The following is an 18045-nucleotide window of genomic DNA, read 5'->3' as shown; positions in this document are numbered from 1 at the left end:
CGCACGGCCCCTGTGAGACGTTTCGATAACGGGGCTACTCGAATACCGCCGGCCGCTGGCCGTGCAGGCGACGCGCATGCCCGGCGAGGTCGTCCACGGGGAGGGTGACACTGTCGAACCGCATGGTGGTGCGGGTGTCCGCCCGGTACGGGTCCCAGGCCGGCAGTCCGGCGTGGTTCGGGTCGCCGGTCCGGGCGAAGGCGATCCACGCCCGGTGCATGCTCTGCGCCAGCCCCCGCCCCACCGCCGGGTCGATCCCCTCGACGAGCGGAGCGTGCGCCCAGCTGTCGAAGTTGTCGAAGACGAACGGGAGTTCCAGACAGTGGGCGGCGGCGAGCCTCCCCTCATGGGCGGGCGTCGGAAGGTCGAACTGGTACGCCCACACCGGCCGCCCCGATCCCGCCCTGGCCTCGGCCAGCTCCAGACAGGGCACGCGGAACAGCTCGTCCGTGATGAGGTCCATCAGCACGTCCACCGGCCGGGCGCCGGGGCGGGTCCGCGCGTACTCGTCGTACACCTCGGCCGCCGGACCCGCGCCGAACGTCTCCGCGATGCGGTCGACGACCTGCTCGCGGGTGGCCTGCGCGTATCCCGGGTCCAGGGCGAACCCGAAGTTGGCCTCTTCCCGGGTCCAGCCGACGAGGACGTCGATGTCCGCCGCCGGCCCTTCGAGCAGCGTGCGCGCGGGATGACGGAAGAGCGTGGCGTCGTCCCGCACGGGAAGGAAGGGCGTGGGCCAGTACCCCCAGCGCGTGGTGTGCGCGAAGAGCCCGCCGGCGGCCTCGATCAGCTGCGGCCACGGCAGGCGCCGGAGTTCGTCGGCGTCCTTCACCCCGGCGAACCGCAGGTACGCCTCGACGCGCTCCCGGTACTCGACTGCGGTGGGGATGTGCAGCCCGAAGGGCGGACTCTGCAGGATGACCCGCTGGAACAGCTGCTGCGCCTCGGGGTGTCCGGCCAGGGCGGCCGCCGACAGGGCGCCGCCCGACTGGCCGGCGACCGTGACGCGGTCGGGATCGCCGCCGAAGCGGTCGATGTTGTCGCGCACCCACCGCAGCGCGGCCAGCTGGTCGGTGAGCCAGAAGTTGGCCGGCTGCGCGTCCACTTCGACCTCGTCGGCCTCGTCGGCCTCGTCGGCCTCGTCGGCCTCGTCGGCCTCGTCGGCGAAGGAGAGGTAACCGAGGGGGCCGACACGGTAGTTGAGGGTGACGACGACCAGGTCGCCGTCGCGGGCGAAGGTCTCACCCGAGTAGATGGGCAGCGATCCGGAGCCGGAGACGAACCCGCCTCCGTGGATCCAGACCAGCACCGGCCGCCGTGCTGCGTCGGGAGCCGGTGTCCACACGTTCAGCGTCAGGCAGTCGTCGTCGAACGGCGGGCGTCCGTGACCGCCGAGGACGGGGTCGCCGCCCTCGACGAACATCTGCGGCGAGCTCGGGCCGTACGCCGTCGCGTCCCGCGTGCCGCTCCAGCCGGGGTGCGGCCGGGCGGCGCGCCAGCGCAGGTCGCCCACCGGGGGCGCGGCGTACGGCACGCCTTTGAACACCGCGACGCCGCGCCGGATCCGGCCACGCAGCCGACCGGCCGGCAGCTGGACCTCAAGGGGCGCCTCTTCCTCTTGCATATCAGCCACGCATGTCCTCCTTGGTCAATGGTTCGCCGGGCGCGTCCGCGCCGCCACCGCAGGGCCGAGCGGAGCCGCCGGGACCGCCCGGCGCCGAGTAGGACAGCGAGATTATGCAGCGTCCATGACGGTCGTCAATTTTTCTACCAAGTGGGGCGACCTAGGGCGCCTCTCCCCCGTTCAGCTGCGCCGCGACGATGACGTTGCCGTACAGGTCGGCGAAGTGGAGCGATCGGCTGCCGGCGCCCTCCCTCTCGTTCCAGACGCGCACCCCGTGTTCGCGAAGGCGCTCGCGGACCCGGTCGAGATCCTCGGTGTACAGGACGAGCAGCGGCCGGCCCTCGCTCTGCCGCCCCACCGGCTCTCGCTCGCGCTCGGCCGCGGCGGTCATCAGCCACAGGCCCACGCGTTCCTGGCCGGGCACTCCGACGTGCAGGTAGCGAAACCCGTCCCCCGTCTCGTCATGCAGGACGGAGAAACCGAGGACGTCGCGGTAAAAGGCCAGGGCCGCGTCGGAATCCTCGACGAGGACCACCAGGCGACCCAGCGCGGAGAACGGGCTCTTGCTCGGGTGTGAACCCTCAGTCCCAGAGACGGCCGGACGCTGCACGGGCTACTTCCTCCTTCAGGAGTCGGGCGAACGCGGACCACAGCAACAGGACGACGCCCGCCCCCATGGCGGCGCCGGCCACGGTGTCACTCAGCCACTGGGTGTGCAGCCAGGTGCGGCTCCACATCGTGGCGGCCACCAGGACGGCGGCGAACAGCCACCACCAGCGCCGTACGGCCGGCGGGAAGAGCACCACGCCGGCCGTCAGCACGAGGGTCGTCACCGTGAAGACCTGACCGGACGGGAAGGAGCCGCCGCCCACCAGGACCCAGGGCTCCGGCGGGCGCGGGCGGTCGATGAACTGCTTCACGGGGAGAACCACGACGATGTTGGCCACGACGCACGCGGCGAACACGAACGCCCCGGATCTCCAGCGCCCGTAGACGGCGAGACACCCCGCCAGTACCAGCGGCACGACCATGCCGAGGGGGCCGCCGAGGACGTCGAGAGCGAGTGCGAACCCCGTCACCGCGTCGTCCGGCGAACCGCGCATCGCGCTCATCCAGAGATCGTCGACGCCTTGGAAGACCGACGCCTCTTCGCCGAGAGAAGCGAGGCCGGCCGCCAGGGCGGCGGCCATCAACAACGATCCGGCCGGCACGGCTCGCCGGGGCGGGGCGGCCGGGACCGGGTGTCGCGCCGGCTCACGGGGAGGCGGCGACGGGACGGGAACGGCGCGCGAAAGGGACATGGCTGACCTCCGGGAACTGGGGGAACCGCGACCCCGACGACGCGGCAATGACGGAGACACGAGCGGGAGCGGGCGGCGGCACGGCCGCGAGAGCAGGTCCGCACGAAGCGGCCCCACAGCACGCAGCGACCGCCGCGCACGGCACTTTCAAGCCAAGGTTGGACCTTCGCGACAGTCGACACAAGGGCGACCCACGAGTAGCTACACGTGTTAGTGGCTGAACTCGAATCGAGCGGTCACGGTCGCCATTCAAATCCTTTCACCCCCTACCCAAGCGGCTTCACGAGTGCTACACAGTGCTGCAAGCCGGAACTAACACGTGTAACTCAGCGGCCCCGCCGCGCCATCGCGCTCACACGTCCCCCCGGCGGTCATCCCCTCATCGCTCCAGCTCGCAGCTCCGCGCTCAGCTCCGTTCCCGAGGAGTCGCCATGCCCGCCCCGATCCCCCACCGCGCGAACCGCGCGTCCGCATCCCCTGGTGGTCGCCGTGACAGCTGATGAAGTAATCCAGACGGACGCGTCACCGGAGGCGTCCGCGCCGCGTCAGCGCGGCCTTCTGCTGCTCATTCTGCTCACGAACTCCGCGATGCTCGCCGTGTACATGGGCGTCGGCTCGGTACTGCTGCCGCTCCAGGTCGCCGCCATCGATCCGGCGAACAAGGTCGCCGTTCTCGGCGTCATCGGCGGGGTGAGCGCGATCTTCGCCACCGCGTTCAACCCGATCGCCGGCGCCCTTTCGGACCGTACCGGCCGACGGAACCCGTGGATCCTCGGCGGCGCGCTCGCCTCCCTCGTCGGCCTCGCGTTCCTCGGCAGTGTCGACACCGTGCTGCTGGTCGGCATCGGATGGTGCCTGGTGCAGGCGACCATGAACGTCTACCAGGCCGCCGTCACCGCCATCGTGCCCGACCGCTTCCCGGTCGCACGCCGGGGCGCTGCCTCCGCCATGGTCGGACTCGCCCTGCCCGTCGGCGGCACCGCCGGCGTGATGATCGCCTCGCAGACCGCGGATCGGCTCACGACCGGCTACCTGGTGCTCGGGGCCGTGGCAGCCGCGGCCGCGCTGCTGCTCTCCTGCTTCTGCCGCGACGTACCCCGGCAGGGGCCACCGGCGCCCTCCGTCCCGAAGCGCGAACGCATCGCCGCGTTCCTGTCCGCCCTGTCCCACCACGACTTCCGGTGGGCCTTCATCGGACGCGCCCTGCTGGTGCTCGGCTACTTCTCCGTCGTGGGATACCAGCTGTACATCCTCGACGACCACATCGTCCTGCCCGAGGGACTGACGCCGCCCGAGGCGATCGCCCTGCTCACTCCGGTGGCGATGGCCGCCATGGCCGTGTCCACGGTCGTGGGCGGAGTGCTGTCCGACCGCTGGGACCGGCGGAAGATCTTCGTCGGCGTGTCCGCGGCGCTCGCCGGGTTCGCGATGGCGATCCCCGTGATCAGCCCGACCTGGACCGGCATGCTGGTGTTCAGTGCCCTCAACGGCCTGGGCTTCGGATGCTTCATGGCGGTGGACACCGCGGTGGTCACCCTGGTCCTGCCCCGTGCGGAGGACGCCGCCCGGGACATGGGCGTCCTGAACGTCGCCAACGCGGGGCCGCAGATCATCGCCCCGTTCGTCGCCTCCGCCATCGTGACCGCGTTCGGCGGCTACACCCCGCTGTTCGTCATCGGCGGCGTCCTGTCCCTGCTGGGCGCGCTGTCCGTGATCCTCATCCGCGGGGTGCGCTGACCGGCCGTACCGCGTACGAAGACTCGCCGGGCGCATGTCGAGGGGGCGTGCGCCCGGCGATCCCACCCCTCCCCCTCTCCCACCTTCTTCTCCCTCATCGAAGGAGCAACTCCGTGAGACGCACGCGCGTTCTGCCCCTGGCCGCTCTGCTGCTGTGCACGCCCGCGCTGACCGGCACGGCGCCGGCGAGCGCCGCTGCGGATCCCGGCCCGGCCGGCCCGCTGCGCATCCTGCTGACCAACGACGACGGCTACAACGCGCCCGGCATCCGCATGCTCTTCCAGCGGCTGACCGCCGCGGGGCACGACGTCACCATCGTCGCCCCGCTCACCAACCAGAGCGGCGCCGGGACGAAGCTGATGAGCGGCAGCACCCTCAAGGTCGAGCATCCGGAGCCGCGGGTGTGGGCCGTGGACGGCACGCCCGGCGACTCGGTGTCCTTCGGCCTCGCCGCGGTGTTCGCCGACCGCGCCCCCGACCTCGTGGTGTCCGGCGCCAACTTCGGGCCCAACGTGGCCGCCCTGGCGACCCATTCCGGAACGGTCGGCGGCGCGATCGCCGCTCTGGAGCGCGGCGTGCCCGCCATCGCGGTGAGCACCGGGGAGCTGGCGGTCCCCGTTCCCGAGCAGATCCTCAACGCCATGCGGCCCACCAACGACTTCACCGTCAAGCTGATCGAGCGGCTGCGCGCGCAGGCGAGGAACGGCCGGCTGCTGCCCGAGGGCGTCGGCCTGAACGTGAACCACCCCGTGGTCGGTGCGGACGGCAAGGGAACCGCACGGGGCGCCTCCGTCACCACCCAGGATCCCCAGCCCGGCCTCACGGCGGAGTACACCGACTCCGGCGACGGGACCTGGAAGGTCGGCGTCAGCCTGGTACGGGCGCCCGACCAGAAGGGCGGCGACGTGGAAGCGGTGAGTGCGGACAAGGTGTCCGTCGCGCCCATCTCCCCCGACTGGAACACCGGCGCCGCGGACTTCGCCAAGGTCGCGGCGCTTCTGGGCGGCCTGCGTCCGTAGACGGAGCCGGTTCGCCCGCTCCCTGTCCCGGCGGCGCCCGCGTCCGCCGGGACAGGGAGGTGTTCCACGTCCCGACCGGAGGCGATGTGACATCAGCCGACTGTCATGTGCTTGACACCCCGTTAGGAGAGTTGACAAGGATGACGCGCTCGATCGTTCCCTCGATGGTGCTGTCTCTGGTACTCGCCGTCACAGCCCTGTTCACGCACCCCGCGGTCGCCGCCTCGGCGCGGCAGAGCGTCTCCGCAGCGCGCCCGGTCGTCACCACCGACCAAGGCCGGCTCGCCGGCCGGGTCAACGGCCGGGCCGAGGAGTTCCTGGGCGTCCCGTACGCCGCACCGCCCGTGGCGGACCTCCGGTTCCGTCCGCCTCGACAGGCCGCACGGTGGACCGGGACCCGGGAGGCGACCCGGCAGGCTCCCGCATGCGTGCAGTTCCTGCCCGTCGGGCTGAGCGACCCGGACCACGTCAGCGAGGACTGCCTCTACCTGGACGTGTACCGGCCTCGCCATGCCCGTCCCGGTGACCGTCTGCCCGTACTGTTCTGGATCCACGGCGGCGCCTTCCTCCTGGGTACCGGAACCCAGTTCGGCGGCCGCACCATGGCGGACCTCACCGACAGCGTCGTCGTGAGCATCAACTACCGTCTCGGGCAGCTCGGTTACCTCGCCGCGCCCGAACTCACCCGGCAGAACGCCCTCGGCTCCGGATCGTACGGACTCATGGACCAGATCGCGGCACTGAACTGGACCCGCGACAACATCGCCTCCTTCGGCGGGAATCCCGCCAACATCACCCTCTGGGGACAGTCCGCCGGCAGCGCCTCGATCTGCGCCATGCTCACATCTCCGCACGCCGCCGGGATGTTCTCCCGCGCCGTCCTCCAGAGCGGACCGTGCAGCCTGATCCGCGCCCCCGGCTCCGCCCAGGCCGCCGAGGCGGCCGGGGACTTCGCGGCCGCGGCGGGCTGTCCCGACGCCGCCGCCCGCGCCGCCTGCCTGCGTACCGCACCGTCGGCCGATCTGATCGCCGCCTCCCGCACCCGTCCCACCGCGGGGCCCGCTTTCGGTGACGGCCTGCTCCCCGCCCAGCCGTCCGAGGCGATCGCCTCGGGCAGGTGGAACAAGGTGCCGGTCCTCATCGGCAGCACCCGGGCAGAAGCCAAGTTCTTCGTGGCCGGTACCCATCCGTACCTCACGGCGCAGGAGTACACCGACCGGATCAACGCGACGTACGGACCGGCGGCGCCGCAGGTGCTGGCGCGCTATCCCGTGGCGGGCCACCCCACTCCGTTCGACGCGCTGTCGGCGGTCCTCACCGACTCCATGTTCGCCTGCCACACGCTCAGCACGGCGCGTACCTTCGCCTCGCAGGTGCCCACCTACGTCTACGAGTTCGACGACCCTCGGTCCCCCACGCTCCTCGGAGCTCAGCCGCCGGGCGTGGACATGACCAACGCCCACAGTGCCGAACTCGCCTACGTGCACGACTTCGGCCTGACCGACCGCCCGCTCACCGCCGAACAGACCGCCTTCGCCGACGACATCAAGCGCCGCTGGGGAGCGTTCGCCCGTACGGGCAGTCCCCACACCACCGGCGAGACCCACTGGCCGCCGATCCGTGACCGGTACACCGTCCTGACGCTCAACCCGGAGCGCACCCGCACCTCGACGTCCTTCGCGGCCGACCACCAGTGCGACTTCTGGGCCGGCGTGGCATCCCGACTCTCAATCTGACGGAACATCAGAGTGAGGTTCCGGGGGTGCCTCGACGGTCTGCTCCGACCAGATCGTCTTGCCGCCCGGGGTGAAGCGGCTTCCCCAGCGGTCCGCCAGCTGCGACACGAGGAACAGTCCGCGGCCTCCTTCGTCGGTCTCCCGGGCCCGTCGTACACGGGGTTGGGCGGTGCCGGTGTCGGAGACCTCGCACACCAGCCCTTCCGGGCCGCGGATGAGACGGAGGCCGACCGGGCCGCCGACGTAGCGGATCGCGTTCGTCACCAGCTCGCTGACGATGAGCTCGGTGACGAACGCCGCTTCGTCCAGGCCCCATTCGGCCAGTCGGGTCGTGACGAGTTCGCGGGCGCGGGCGACGTTCGCGAGGTCCGGTTCGAGCTCCCACGCGGCGACGTACCGGGAGGGCAGTGTGCGGGTCCGGGCCAGGAGGAGTGCCGCATCGTCGGCCGGGTCCGGGGGCGCCAGAAGGGCGACGAGCCCTTGGCTCGCCTCGTCCAGCGGCGCACCGCCCACCCGCCCGAGCGCCTCCCCCAGCCGGGACATCCCCTCCTCGACACCGCTGGTCGGAGTCGTGACGAGACCGTCCGTGAACAGCGCGAGGAGCGAACCGGCCGGGGTCTCGAAGTGCGTCGTCGCGAAGGGCAGTCCTCCGATCCCCAGCGGCGGGCCGGGTGCCAGGCCGACAAACCGCGGCGCGCTCTCCGACGGCGGCAGGACTGCAGGGGGCGGGTGGCCGGCGCTGGCGGCGGCGCACGTGCCGGAGACCGGGTCGTACACGGCGTACAGGCAGGTGGCGCCGAGCATCGCGGACTCCGGTCCACGGCCGTCGGTGGTGTCGGCGACGCCGAGGACCAGATCGTCGAGGTGGGTGAGCAGTTCGTCGGGGTCGAGATCGAGGTCGGCGAGGACGCGGACGGCGGTGCGCAGACGAGCCATGGCCGCGGTGGCGCGCAGGCCGTGGCCCACGACGTCCCCCACCACCAGGCCGATGCGGAGGGACGGCAGCGCGATCACGTCGAACCAGTCGCCGCCCGCCCCCGTGTCGCCCGCCCTGGGCTGGTACACACCTGCGGTGTCGGCCCCCGGAAGGTGCTGTGCGGCGTGGGGCAGCAGGCTGCGCTGGAGGGTGACCGCGGAGCGGTGCTCGCGCGCGAATCGGCGGGCGTTGTCGACGCCGAGGGCGGCGTGGGAGGCGATGCCCTCCAGCACCGGGCCGTCCGCGTCACTGAAGGGTTCGGAGGGCGGGCCCCGCCACAGGGTGAGACAGCCGAGTACGCGTCCTCGGGCGAACAGCGGAACGGCGACGGACGACTCCGCGCCGTCGGGGATGAGCAGACGCAGGATTCCGGGGTTCGCACCGAGTCCGGAGGACAAGACTGCGATGTCGGGGACGACGACCGCTCGCCCCTCCATCATCGGGCTCAGCACGGCGCTCTCGGGAAGCGACGGCACGGCGTCGCCGACCGGCAGGAGATGCTCTGCGGACACGCCGGGGCTCTGCGCCGCTGCGACCCGGCGCAGCCGCACCTCGCTGCTGACGTCGAGCGGCGCGGGTTCGTCGCCGACCAGGACGGCCTCGACCACGTCGACGGTCGCCAGGTCGGCGAAGCCCGGCACGAGAAGGTTCGCCAGCGTCTGAGCGACCTCCGTCACGTCGAGCGACTCGCCGAGGGTCGAGGCGGCGGTGTGGGCCAGTTCGGTACGGCGGTGTGCGGCGGCGGCAGCCGCGTTCCTGTCACCGTCCTGCAGGAGGACCAGCCACGGCCCCGGGTCGGCAGCGGAGCCGCCCGCTGCCTCCAGCGGGACGACGACGTACTCCAGGGAGCCGGGAAGCCCCGGCGAGTCACCCGCCTCCTGCACGGACCGTGCCAAGCCGTGGCCGGCTCTGCGCAGGGCTGCCACGAGGGCGGGGCAGGGCGATCCCGGCGGACACCTGAGCAGGCTCGTGGCTCGCGGCGTGCTGAACAGCACCACACCCGCGCCGTCGACCACCACCGCCGCCGCACCGGCCCCCAGCGCCTGCGACCGGTCACCAGTGCTGGATACGTGCATGCCACGCCTCGCCTGTCGAGCGATACCGCGTCCATTGTCGCCTGGTCCGCCGCACGACGCATGCTGGCTGTTCGCTGACCTGCGAGGTCTAGGACCCGATTCGGGTGCCAGGTCAGCCGCCCCCAGGAGTAGCAGGATTCACGACGAGGGCGGTCCTGTTCCGGGCCCGGTGCTCTACCGTCCCTGCATGCGACCCCCGCTGCTGCACCGACGCTGCCCGCCGCTGGCCGGCTCCCTTCCCTTCCTCCGGCTGGGCGAAGGGCCCACACCGGTTCGGCGACTGTCCGGACCGGGCACGCGGGCCGAGCTGTGGACCAAGGACGAGAGCGGATACGGCGACGGCGGCTGGGGCGGGAACAAGGTCCGCAAGTTGGAGTGGCTGCTGCCTGAGGCCCGGCGCCGTCGCACGAGAACCGTCCTCACGGTCGGCGGCCTCGGTACCAACTGGGGCCTCGCCGCCGCCCGGTACGCGCGGGAGCACGGACTGGAGGTGGCCCTCGGTCTGATCGACCAGCCGGTCGACGAGCACGTGTGTGCCCAGCTGGAACGGCTGCGCGCCTCCGGCGCCTCGCTGCACTTCCTGCACACCAAGGCCAGGCTGATCCTGACCGCGCCCTGGCTCTTCGCCCGGCACACCCACGGCCTCGCACTGCCCTACTACCTGCCGGCGGGCGGCTCCTCGCCGCTCGGCACGCTCGGCGCCGTCGAGATCGCGCTGGAGCTGGGCGCGCAGGTGAAGGCCGGGGAGCTGCCGGAGCCGGCGTGGTTGGTCACCGCCGTCGGATCCGGCGGTACCGCCGCGGGGCTGGCCCTCGGGCTGCGGCTCGCCGGGCTGCGCACCCGTGTCCTCGGTGTCGTGGTGAACGACACCCTGAGGCTGGACCCCCGCTCCCTCCTCAAGATGGCCCGCCGCTCCGCGGCCCTGCTCCGAGCCCGGGGCGCCGACCTGGACGGCGCCGTGCCCGCCGCCGACGCGATCCGCGTCGAGACGGCCTGGCTGGGGGACGGCTACGCCCACCCCACTGCGAACGGCGACCGGGCCCTCGACCGCGCCTCGGCCGAGGCCGGCCTGACCCTGGAACGCACCTACACCGCCAAGGCGTTCGCCGCCCTGCTCGACCTCGACGCGGCCGGCCGGCTGGACGGCGGCCCGGTGGTCTTCCTGCAGACCCACGGGCCGCGATGACGCGGCATCGACGCCGTCGACCGGTCCGGTCAGGCGCGCGGCCCCGACGACACGACCGGCTGGAGCCGAAGACGGTCGGGACGGGGCGGGTGCGCCGGGCGGTCTGCCAGACCTTCTCGCCCCGCACAAGGACGTTGTGCTGGCGCCAATCCGCCAGGCGGGCCGGGACATCGGCGACCGTGCCGGCGTCATCGGCGCCGCGGTGATGGTCATCGAGCACACCCTCGGTCCCGCAGCGGTAGACCGGGCCATCGCGGCCTCGGACGCCCCGGAGCTCGCGTCCTCCTGACGGGGGACGCGGCGGGGTCGTACAGGGAACGCGCGCCTGACCCCCTGCTCACATTGCACGCCGGCTGCTTGCCTTTCTCGCGGTTAGAAGCCCAGGCCGGAGCGGACCTGGCCCGCCACGCGGTTCGCCAGGGCGCCGACGTCGATCTGCGGAACGATCCACTGGATGTCGCGTGCCTCGGGCAGGCGCAGCGGCTGGTCCGACCGGTAGTGGAACGGTGCGACCAGGCCGAACTCGAGGCCCGTGGCGAACGAATAGGACGCCAGTTGGTAGGGGAAGCGCCAAGGACCGCCGACGGCCGCCTCGATGAGGATGTCCGCCTCGATGCGCAGGGTCAGGACGGGCTGCACGCTGATGCGGGCCAGTGTGTCGAAGGCCAGAACACCCTTCGCGTAGGCGAGCTTGGCCGTGGCTTCGAGGCCGCCGCGCAGCAGGACGCCACCGGTGAGGGTGATGCCGCCGGTGGCGCTCGCGATGGCCACGGACGCACCGAGCCCAGCGCGTACGAAGAGCTCCAGGCCGGCTTCCGCGGGGAGCACGAGCCGTGCCTCCGCGGCGAGTTCGGCGTTCATCTCCTCTTCGAGGGGGTTGAAGGCGCCACGGATGACCATGTCCCGGATCTCGCCCGGGCCGAAGCGGTAGAACACGGCCAGACCGCCGCCGATCCGCGCGACCAGTCCGACCGCTCCGATGCCCAGCGGGATCGCGAAGATCGGGATGTCGGGCAGACTGTGCCGGAACAGCTCGTGGCGCGCGCCTCGCGGTTCGAGGAAGCGGTACGGCGGGAAGCGCAGCTCACCGGAGACGCGAAGCTTCCGGTCGCGGCCGTACTCGACGCCGACGGTGCCGACCAGACCGGGGCGGATCGTCAGACTGCCGGTGCCGCGGCCGCTGATCCGGCCGTCGTCGTCGAGGTGCGCCTCGAGCCGCCCGGCGAACCTGCCTCGCCTGAGCTCGACGGATCCGTCGCCGCTGAAGAGGCCGTCCCGGTAGCGCAGGGCGATCTCGCCCTCGGCGCCCAGCAGGGCGAAGGTCGTCCGGGCGCTTCCCGAGACGCGCTCGCCGTCGTAGGTCACGTCGACGTTCACCGGTCGCAGGCCGGGGACGTTGAGGAGGGCCTTCCCGCCGTAGAGGATCCGGTCGCCGGTTCTGCGGACGGTCAGCTGGGCCTTGCTCTCACCGGGCAGCATCAGGTCGACCGTCCCGCCGACCCGCCACGCGCTGCCGGCGACGTCGAGCCGCACCTCACCGCCGCGCACCAGCCCGGAGGGCCGGGAGGCGCGTGCGACGAAGAATCCGTTGAGCCCGGTCGTGGGGCGGTACTCCACGTCGCCGGTCGCCTCGTCGAGACCGGGGATGCGCCCGACCAGCCTGCCCTTGGCGAACAGCCCTTGGGCGTCCACCCCGGCGTCCACGCGTCCGGTGACGACAGAGCCGAGGACGAAGGCGACATGGCCGCCGACCTGAAGCTGCGGTGCCAGGCTCAGCGCGAGGGCGGCCTCGGTGACCTTGAACGGCGGCAGCGACAGCTTGTCGGCGGGCGCCTGGGCCGAGCCGCGGAAGCCATTGCGGTCCCAGTCCACGGAGAGGGGCACCCGGGACAGCAGCGGAACGCTGGGAGTGAGGGTGCCGTGCCCTTCGAGCCCCGCCTCGGTCGCGGAGAGCGTGAGCCGGCCGGAGGACAGGTAGGGGTACAGGAAGCGGATCTTCTGATCCCCGCCGTGCAGCGACAGAGCCCCCTTCGTGAAGGGGTCCTTCACGTCCAGGGTGAGCTTCTTGTCGGCGGGGTCCGGGATGCTGATGGGCAGTCGGGTGCCGGCTCGTACCTGGTGGTCCTTGTGGTCGATCCAGGCGGTGATCGTGTGTGCTCCCTTGCCCGACGACGGGCGGGTCAGCTTGTCGAGCACGACCCCCGCGATCAGTTCCCGGGCGGCACGGTTCTCCGGGACGGCGCTGGTCTCGATGTCGTCGTGGCCGTCGCCCGCCGGTTTCTCCGGCACCCGCAGGGTCTGCCGGCTCGGGCCGCTGACCAGCGGGTAGGGCTTGTAGGCGGCCCAGGCGTCGGCGGCCTTCTTCAGATCCTCCGCCGTGGGCCGCCGCCCCGCCTTCAGGTCGGCCTCCGCCGTGAAGTGCACCTGGAGTGCAGACGTGGCCTTGCGGGTCGCGAAGGGCGGTTCGAGCGGCTTCACCGCCTTGCCGTACTGCTCGTCCTGCTTGGCGCTGCCGAACCAGAGGACCACGTGATCCGGCCGCTTCCGTCCCTTGGCGCTCAGCTGGTCCGAGACGGAGGCGGCGGCCTGCTGTACGTGCTGGGCGATGGTGCGGCCGCTGTGCTCGTTGTCGGGCCCGTCGTGCGGGGCGAGGTTCTCGGGCACGTTGGTCCCACCGAGCTGGAGCTCGACGACGTGGTCGATCTGGGACTGCACGGAGTCCACATGCGGGTTGAAGTCCGTGCCCGTGGCGGAGGCGTCCCCGCCGGCGTCCTTCCACCAGGCCGCGGCCTGGTCCCGGGGCCACTGCATCCGCAGCAGCCACAGATTGCGCAGTTCCTTCGTCGGCGCCCGCTTCGCCCAGAGACCGGAACTCGGGCGGCTCCCGGACATCTTGACGACCGCCTGCAGGCCCTGGGCCTTGGCGATGGCGTCGTACGTCTCCTTCCAGGGGCCCTTGCTCTGCGGGACGACGAACGTGCCCAGGTTGACGCGGACCATGCCGGCCGGGTCACCGGGAGAGCGCTGCTCCTCCTGGACGGTGCGCTTCTCGTCCGCGTAGTCGACCGTGTACTGGTCCGGGGCTTCGAGCTTCGTCCAGCTCATGTCGGCGCGGCCCAGGAAGGGACTGGAGGCCCGCTCCCACCGCCATGCGGCGGGAAGCGGCTCGCCGCGCGCGTGGAACGCCGCCGCGGTGTGCGCCTGCCGCTCCAGCCGGGCGTCGGCGGCGGGCGGGGCCACCGACGGATGCGTCCGCAGGAATCCCGGTGCGGCGGGACGGCCGTCGTGCTGGGCGACATGGGCCAGTTCGTGTGCGATGAGGGCCCGGCCGCGGCGGGACAAGGGGTCGTACGCGCCCTGCGAGAAGACGACGTCGTCGCCCACGGTGTAGGCGAGGGCGCCGAGTTCGCCGGCCGCGCGGGCCGCCTCGGGGCCCACGTGCACACGTACGGGAGAGAAGTCGTGCCCGTAGCTCGTGGAGAGCTGGTCGCGCACGCCCGGTTCGAGCGGCGCGCCCTGGCCCTGGAGTCCCGAAGCGGCTGTGCTGTGGGCGGGTTCGGTCATGACGGGACCCAGCCGCGGATCTCGCCCGCGGCCAGCGGGCGTTCGAGCTTGTCGCACTCGATTCTCGCGGCGTCGAGGACATGGCGCATGCCCACGGGCGCTCCTTCGTCCGCGGCGAGGAACGCGGCGTGCATCGCGAGCTGGGCGACGGTGCCGCCGCTGACCGCAAGTTGGGCCAGCAGACGCGGATCGAGACCATCGGTGGGCACGCCCGGCGGGAAGGCGCCCGCCCACAGCCGGGCCCGCTGCTCGGCGTCCGGGAACGGGAAGTTCACGACGAACCGCATCCGGCGGACGAACGCGGGGTCGATGGCCTCGCGGGCGTTCGTGGTCAGGATCGCGACACCGCGAAAGGTCTCCAGACGCTGGAGCAGGTACGACACCTCGAGGTTGGCGTAGCGGTCCCGGCTGTCGCGTACCTGGGTGCGCTTGGCGAAGAGGGCGTCCCCCTCGTCGAAGAGCAGCACCGATCCGGTCTCGGCGGCGTCGAACAGCCGGGCGAGGTGCTTCTCCGTCTCGCCGATGTACTTGCTGACGACCTGGCTGAGGTCCGCGGCGATCACGTCGAAGCCCAGCTCGTGGGCGACCGCCTCGGCGGCCGTGGTCTTGCCGGTGCCGCTGGGGCCGGCGAACAGCGCGGTGACCGCGAGGCCGCGGCCCCGCTCGGCGTACCCCCACTCACCGTGCACCCGTCGGCGCCGCCGCACGTGCGCGAGCAGCGCGCGCAGGGACCGCGTCGCCTGATCGGGCAGGATCAGGTCGTCGAAGCCCGCCACCGGTCGGCGTACCGTCGCCAGACCGTGCAAGGGTCGCTCGGCGACGGCCCGGCAGGCGGTGGAGATGTCGGGGGTCCCGGTGCCGCCGGTCCCCGGCCCCGTGACTCGTGGGCCGGAGGCGTCCGGTTCCGCGGCCCCGGGGGCGGCGGCGAGCCGGCCGGACCGCTCGACGGCCAGCGCGATGCCCGCCGGTGTGAGCGGGTGCCGGTCGGCGAGTTCGCCCGCGTCCCCGGCCAGGCCCGCCTCGTTCAGGGCCACGGCGAACAGGTCCCGGCGTTCGTCCGCCGTCGCGGCCGGCAGCCACAGCACCGGCAGATCGCTGCCCGCCGGCGCCTCGTCGGCCGACAGCACGGCGGGTACGCCGAGCGGCGCTCCGGCGGTCAGCAGCCGCACGCAGCGCGGCAGGGACTCGGGGGCTCCTTCGACGAGCAGCAGCCGCAGCCCGAGCCCGGCCTCGCGGGCGAGCAGGCGCGCGAGGGTGTCCGTGGCGGGTGCGGCGTCGGGCAGATCCAGACCGTCGACGGCGAGGACGGTCAGCCCGATGCGCTCGGCTGCGTCGACGACGGCCTGCCGCCGGGTGAGCCGGTCCTCGCCGGTGAGCAGACAGCCCTCGGTGCCGGGGGCGGGACGGACCAGTGCGGCCAGGGAAGCCACGACCGCGCTCTGCCGTGAAGCCAGCCGGCACTGCCCGGTGACGAGGCGGGCGCGCCCGGCGAGCCGGTCGTCCGTGGTGTCGGCCCCCAGCAGGGCGTGCAGAATGCGCTCGTCGACGGCGAGGGGCAGTTGGGACAGGCCGCCGAACTCGGTCGGCGGGAGCTGGGCCGGCAGGTCGAGCAGCCGCCAGCCGCGCAGCGGCGCGTCGGGCAGCAGGGCGCTCCAGTGCGCGTCAGGCAGTTCGGCCAGGGCGCGGGCGAAGGTGACGGGGCCCGTCGCCGTCGGCATCCCCAGCTCGGGCGCGGCGACCGCGACCAGCACGTCCCGCTCGAACGCCGTGAGGGCGAACAGTCCGCAGAGCCGGTCGAGCGCCGTGGGCAGGCCCGTCGTCTCCCGGACCTCGGCGGCGAGCAGCTCGGCGGCGCGGGCGGGTTCGTCCGCCTCGTCCGGGCGGGCGTCGAGGCGGGCCGCCACGGCGGCGGCCGCCAGCGCGAGATGCCGCTGGTTGTCGCGGGCCCAGAGCCGGCCGCGGTCGTCCGCGTCGAGCCGGGGGTGCGTGTCGGACAGGGTCACAGGGTCACCACCGGAAGGACGTAGAGGCCGTGGGAGTCCAGGGTCGGGAGACTGCGTGCGCCGTCGACCTCCAGAGTGACGCGATACCGGCCCGCGGGGGCGTCGGTCACCGCGAAGTCCACCTGTGCGGTGGGGGGATCACCGGCGGGCAGTTCGGCGGTCAGGGTGAGCGACACCGCCGACCCGGGTGTCGTGGCGTCGAGCAGCAGCCGCACCCGGTTGCCGTGCCCGAGCGACGGGGTCACGTCGACCGAGACGGTTCCCGTGCGCAGTCCCGGCTGTGTGCCGGCGCCGGTGGTGGGGGTGACCGTGCCGAGGGCGGGGACCACCATCACCACCACCGGCGCGCTGACCTGCGTCGGGCGCGTCGTCGAGAGCACGGGATCCAGCGGCGCCCCGCTCCTGCGGACGGTGATCCGCCGCGGACCGGGGGCGAGTGCCGGTGAGGCCACCACGAGGTGCGTGTCGTCCACGGCGGCGACACCGGACGCCGGGACGCCGTCGACCAGCACCTCGCTCGTCTCGCCGTCGCGGGCGGAGAGGGCGTGGCCGTGCAGATGGAGATCGGGCATCGGCGAGGCGGCCCGGACGGGAGCACCCCTGCCCTCGGGTCCCGCGGCGCTGTCCAGCCGGGGCGGGGTGAAGGGCGCTGCGCCGGCGAGCAGTGTGCGGACCGGGAGGACCGCTCCGGGATCTCCGTGGCCGTCCACGAGCACGGGGCCGGCGACGACGGCCAGCGTCACCGTGAAGGAGGCGGGCGGGTAGAGCGCCCACAGGCGGGTCAGTTCGTCGGTCGACAGCGCCTCGGGCGTGAAGCGGACCGGCTCGTCCGCCTCCGCCAGATCGTTGTCGGCGATCTCGGGGTGAGCCGTCGCGGCCTCGGTCAGCAGAGCGTCGGTCACGACGGGGGCGGTGTGCAGCGCGGCCGCCGTACCGGCCAGAAGCAGCTGGGTCTCCCACTCGTTGGAGCCGCGGAAGGTGAACAGGTAGTGCAGGTCGAGGGCGGCTCTCGGTTTCTGCCGCAGGTGACCGGAGGACGAGCGGGTGGGCAGATCCGCGAGGGAGACTGTGGGGTTGCGCGTGACGCGGTACAGGTGCACGCCGACGCGGGCGTTGTCTCCCGTGTCGTCGAGGGAGCCGGGGGCGACCACCGGCCCCGGAGTGATCCCGAGCCGGTTCACGGCCGTCTGCACGTGGGTGGTGAGCGCGGCGGTGACGGCGGGCACGGCGAGGGCGTTGCTCACCGGTCCCACCACAGCGTGCTGAGGTCGTCGAGGTCCGTGAACCACTGTTCGGTGCCGTTGATCAGGCTGTCGGTGATCTCGTGGTTCGTCGTCCCGTCGGATTCGAGCGTCGTGCGGACGCTGTCCAGGTTGTACTGGAGCTTGGTGTCGTTCTGGGCGGCGGCCTGCACCTTCTCGGCGTCCAACACCTCTTTCGTCTCCTCGCGTTCGGAGTCGTCGGCCTCCTGAGCATTCCGTGCGGCGTTGATGAGCTCGGTGAGCTCGGTGCCGATCTGCTCGAAGAGGTTTTCCAGGGCTTCCTTGACGACGTCCGGGATGTCGTCGCGAGTCTCCGCCAGCCGTGGCACGACCACGACCATCCCCGGGCGCAGATGCTCGAGGTCGAGACCTGGATTCGCCTCGCGGATCGCTTGCGCGGCCCTTTCCTTCGCCGCCTTGGAGGTTCTGGCCTTCACGAGCCGGGCGGCGAGGGCGGCGACGGTCTTCTCCTGCTCGACGACGACGATCGGCATCGGTGCGGGTCCTTCCGGCGGTGGGGTGGGGTGGTTCGGGTGCGTGAGGGGTGGATGTCCGCACCGA

Annotated in this window: 13 protein-coding genes; 5 read left to right on the top strand and 8 right to left on the bottom strand. The window is 72.6% G+C overall.

From position 1 onward, the window contains the following. Positions 1 to 34: 34 nt before the first annotated feature. The 3 genes from ACGFMM_RS00555 to ACGFMM_RS00545 form a co-directional block, all read right to left on the bottom strand. Positions 35 to 1624: a carboxylesterase/lipase family protein gene (locus ACGFMM_RS00555; RefSeq protein ID WP_393642776.1), complete on the bottom strand. Its 1590-nt coding sequence runs from the start codon at positions 1622 to 1624 to the stop codon at positions 35 to 37. A 160-nt stretch (positions 1625 to 1784) separates the two neighbouring features. Next, on the bottom strand, positions 1785 to 2159 hold the full coding sequence (locus ACGFMM_RS00550; RefSeq protein ID WP_393641747.1) for a VOC family protein: 375 nt from the start codon (positions 2157 to 2159) through the stop codon (positions 1785 to 1787). Positions 2160 to 2205: 46 nt separating this feature from the next. Continuing rightward, the gene (locus ACGFMM_RS00545) at positions 2206 to 2814 is read right to left on the bottom strand and encodes a phosphatase PAP2 family protein (RefSeq protein WP_393641745.1); all 609 of its coding nucleotides are present in this window, start codon (positions 2812 to 2814) and stop codon (positions 2206 to 2208) included. A 600-nt stretch (positions 2815 to 3414) separates the two neighbouring features. On the opposite strand from ACGFMM_RS00545, the gene ACGFMM_RS00540 reads away from it, so the two are divergent. The 3 genes from ACGFMM_RS00540 to ACGFMM_RS00530 all read left to right on the top strand — a co-directional run bounded on the left by ACGFMM_RS00540 (position 3415) and on the right by ACGFMM_RS00530 (position 7417). After that, positions 3415 to 4662, top strand: a complete 1248-nt coding sequence (locus ACGFMM_RS00540) for an MFS transporter (RefSeq protein ID WP_393641743.1) — start codon at positions 3415 to 3417, stop codon at positions 4660 to 4662. Between the two features lie 113 nt (positions 4663 to 4775). Then, positions 4776 to 5681: a 5'/3'-nucleotidase SurE gene (gene surE / locus ACGFMM_RS00535; protein WP_393641741.1), complete on the top strand. Its 906-nt coding sequence runs from the start codon at positions 4776 to 4778 to the stop codon at positions 5679 to 5681. Positions 5682 to 5845: 164 nt separating this feature from the next. Continuing rightward, positions 5846 to 7417 carry a carboxylesterase/lipase family protein gene (locus tag ACGFMM_RS00530; protein ID WP_393641739.1) on the top strand — a complete coding sequence of 524 codons (1572 nt, stop codon included), beginning with the start codon at positions 5846 to 5848 and terminating at the stop codon, positions 7415 to 7417. Here the strand turns inward: ACGFMM_RS00530 and ACGFMM_RS00525 are convergent. Beyond that, entirely contained in the window at positions 7409 to 9469 is a 2061-nt protein-coding gene (locus tag ACGFMM_RS00525; protein WP_393641737.1) for a SpoIIE family protein phosphatase, read from the bottom strand. The genes ACGFMM_RS00530 and ACGFMM_RS00525 overlap by 9 nt on opposite strands. A gap of 187 nt (positions 9470 to 9656) precedes the next feature. Here ACGFMM_RS00525 and ACGFMM_RS00520 point away from each other — a divergent pair, with 187 nt between their 5' ends. Continuing rightward, entirely contained in the window at positions 9657 to 10655 is a 999-nt protein-coding gene (locus ACGFMM_RS00520; RefSeq protein ID WP_393641735.1) for a pyridoxal-phosphate dependent enzyme, read from the top strand. Between the two features lie 136 nt (positions 10656 to 10791). Next, positions 10792 to 10944 (top strand): hypothetical protein, encoded by a 153-nt coding sequence (locus ACGFMM_RS00515; protein WP_393641733.1) that lies wholly within the window; start codon positions 10792 to 10794, stop codon positions 10942 to 10944. A gap of 83 nt (positions 10945 to 11027) precedes the next feature. Here the strand turns inward: ACGFMM_RS00515 and ACGFMM_RS00510 are convergent, their stop codons facing one another. From ACGFMM_RS00510 to ACGFMM_RS00495, 4 genes are read right to left on the bottom strand one after another with little or no spacing between them, the layout of a single operon-like run. Next, positions 11028 to 14219 (bottom strand): DUF4157 domain-containing protein, encoded by a 3192-nt coding sequence (locus tag ACGFMM_RS00510; RefSeq protein WP_393641732.1) that lies wholly within the window; start codon positions 14217 to 14219, stop codon positions 11028 to 11030. Continuing rightward, the gene (locus ACGFMM_RS00505; protein ID WP_393641730.1) at positions 14216 to 16222 is read right to left on the bottom strand and encodes an ATP-binding protein; all 2007 of its coding nucleotides are present in this window, start codon (positions 16220 to 16222) and stop codon (positions 14216 to 14218) included. The genes ACGFMM_RS00510 and ACGFMM_RS00505 overlap by 4 nt, the downstream gene beginning before the upstream one ends. After that, positions 16219 to 17466, bottom strand: a complete 1248-nt coding sequence (locus ACGFMM_RS00500) for a Pvc16 family protein (protein ID WP_393641728.1) — start codon at positions 17464 to 17466, stop codon at positions 16219 to 16221. The genes ACGFMM_RS00505 and ACGFMM_RS00500 overlap by 4 nt, the downstream gene beginning before the upstream one ends. Beyond that, a complete protein-coding gene (locus ACGFMM_RS00495) occupies positions 17463 to 17978 on the bottom strand; it encodes a hypothetical protein (protein WP_393641726.1) in 516 nt (171 codons plus the stop codon). The genes ACGFMM_RS00500 and ACGFMM_RS00495 overlap by 4 nt, the downstream gene beginning before the upstream one ends. Between the last annotated feature and the right edge of the window lie 67 nt (positions 17979 to 18045).

The sequence above is a fragment of the Streptomyces sp. NPDC048604 genome (assembly GCF_043199435.1).
In the GTDB taxonomy this organism is placed as follows: domain Bacteria; phylum Actinomycetota; class Actinomycetes; order Streptomycetales; family Streptomycetaceae; genus Streptomyces.
This window is presented reverse-complemented; position numbering and strand designations above follow the sequence as displayed.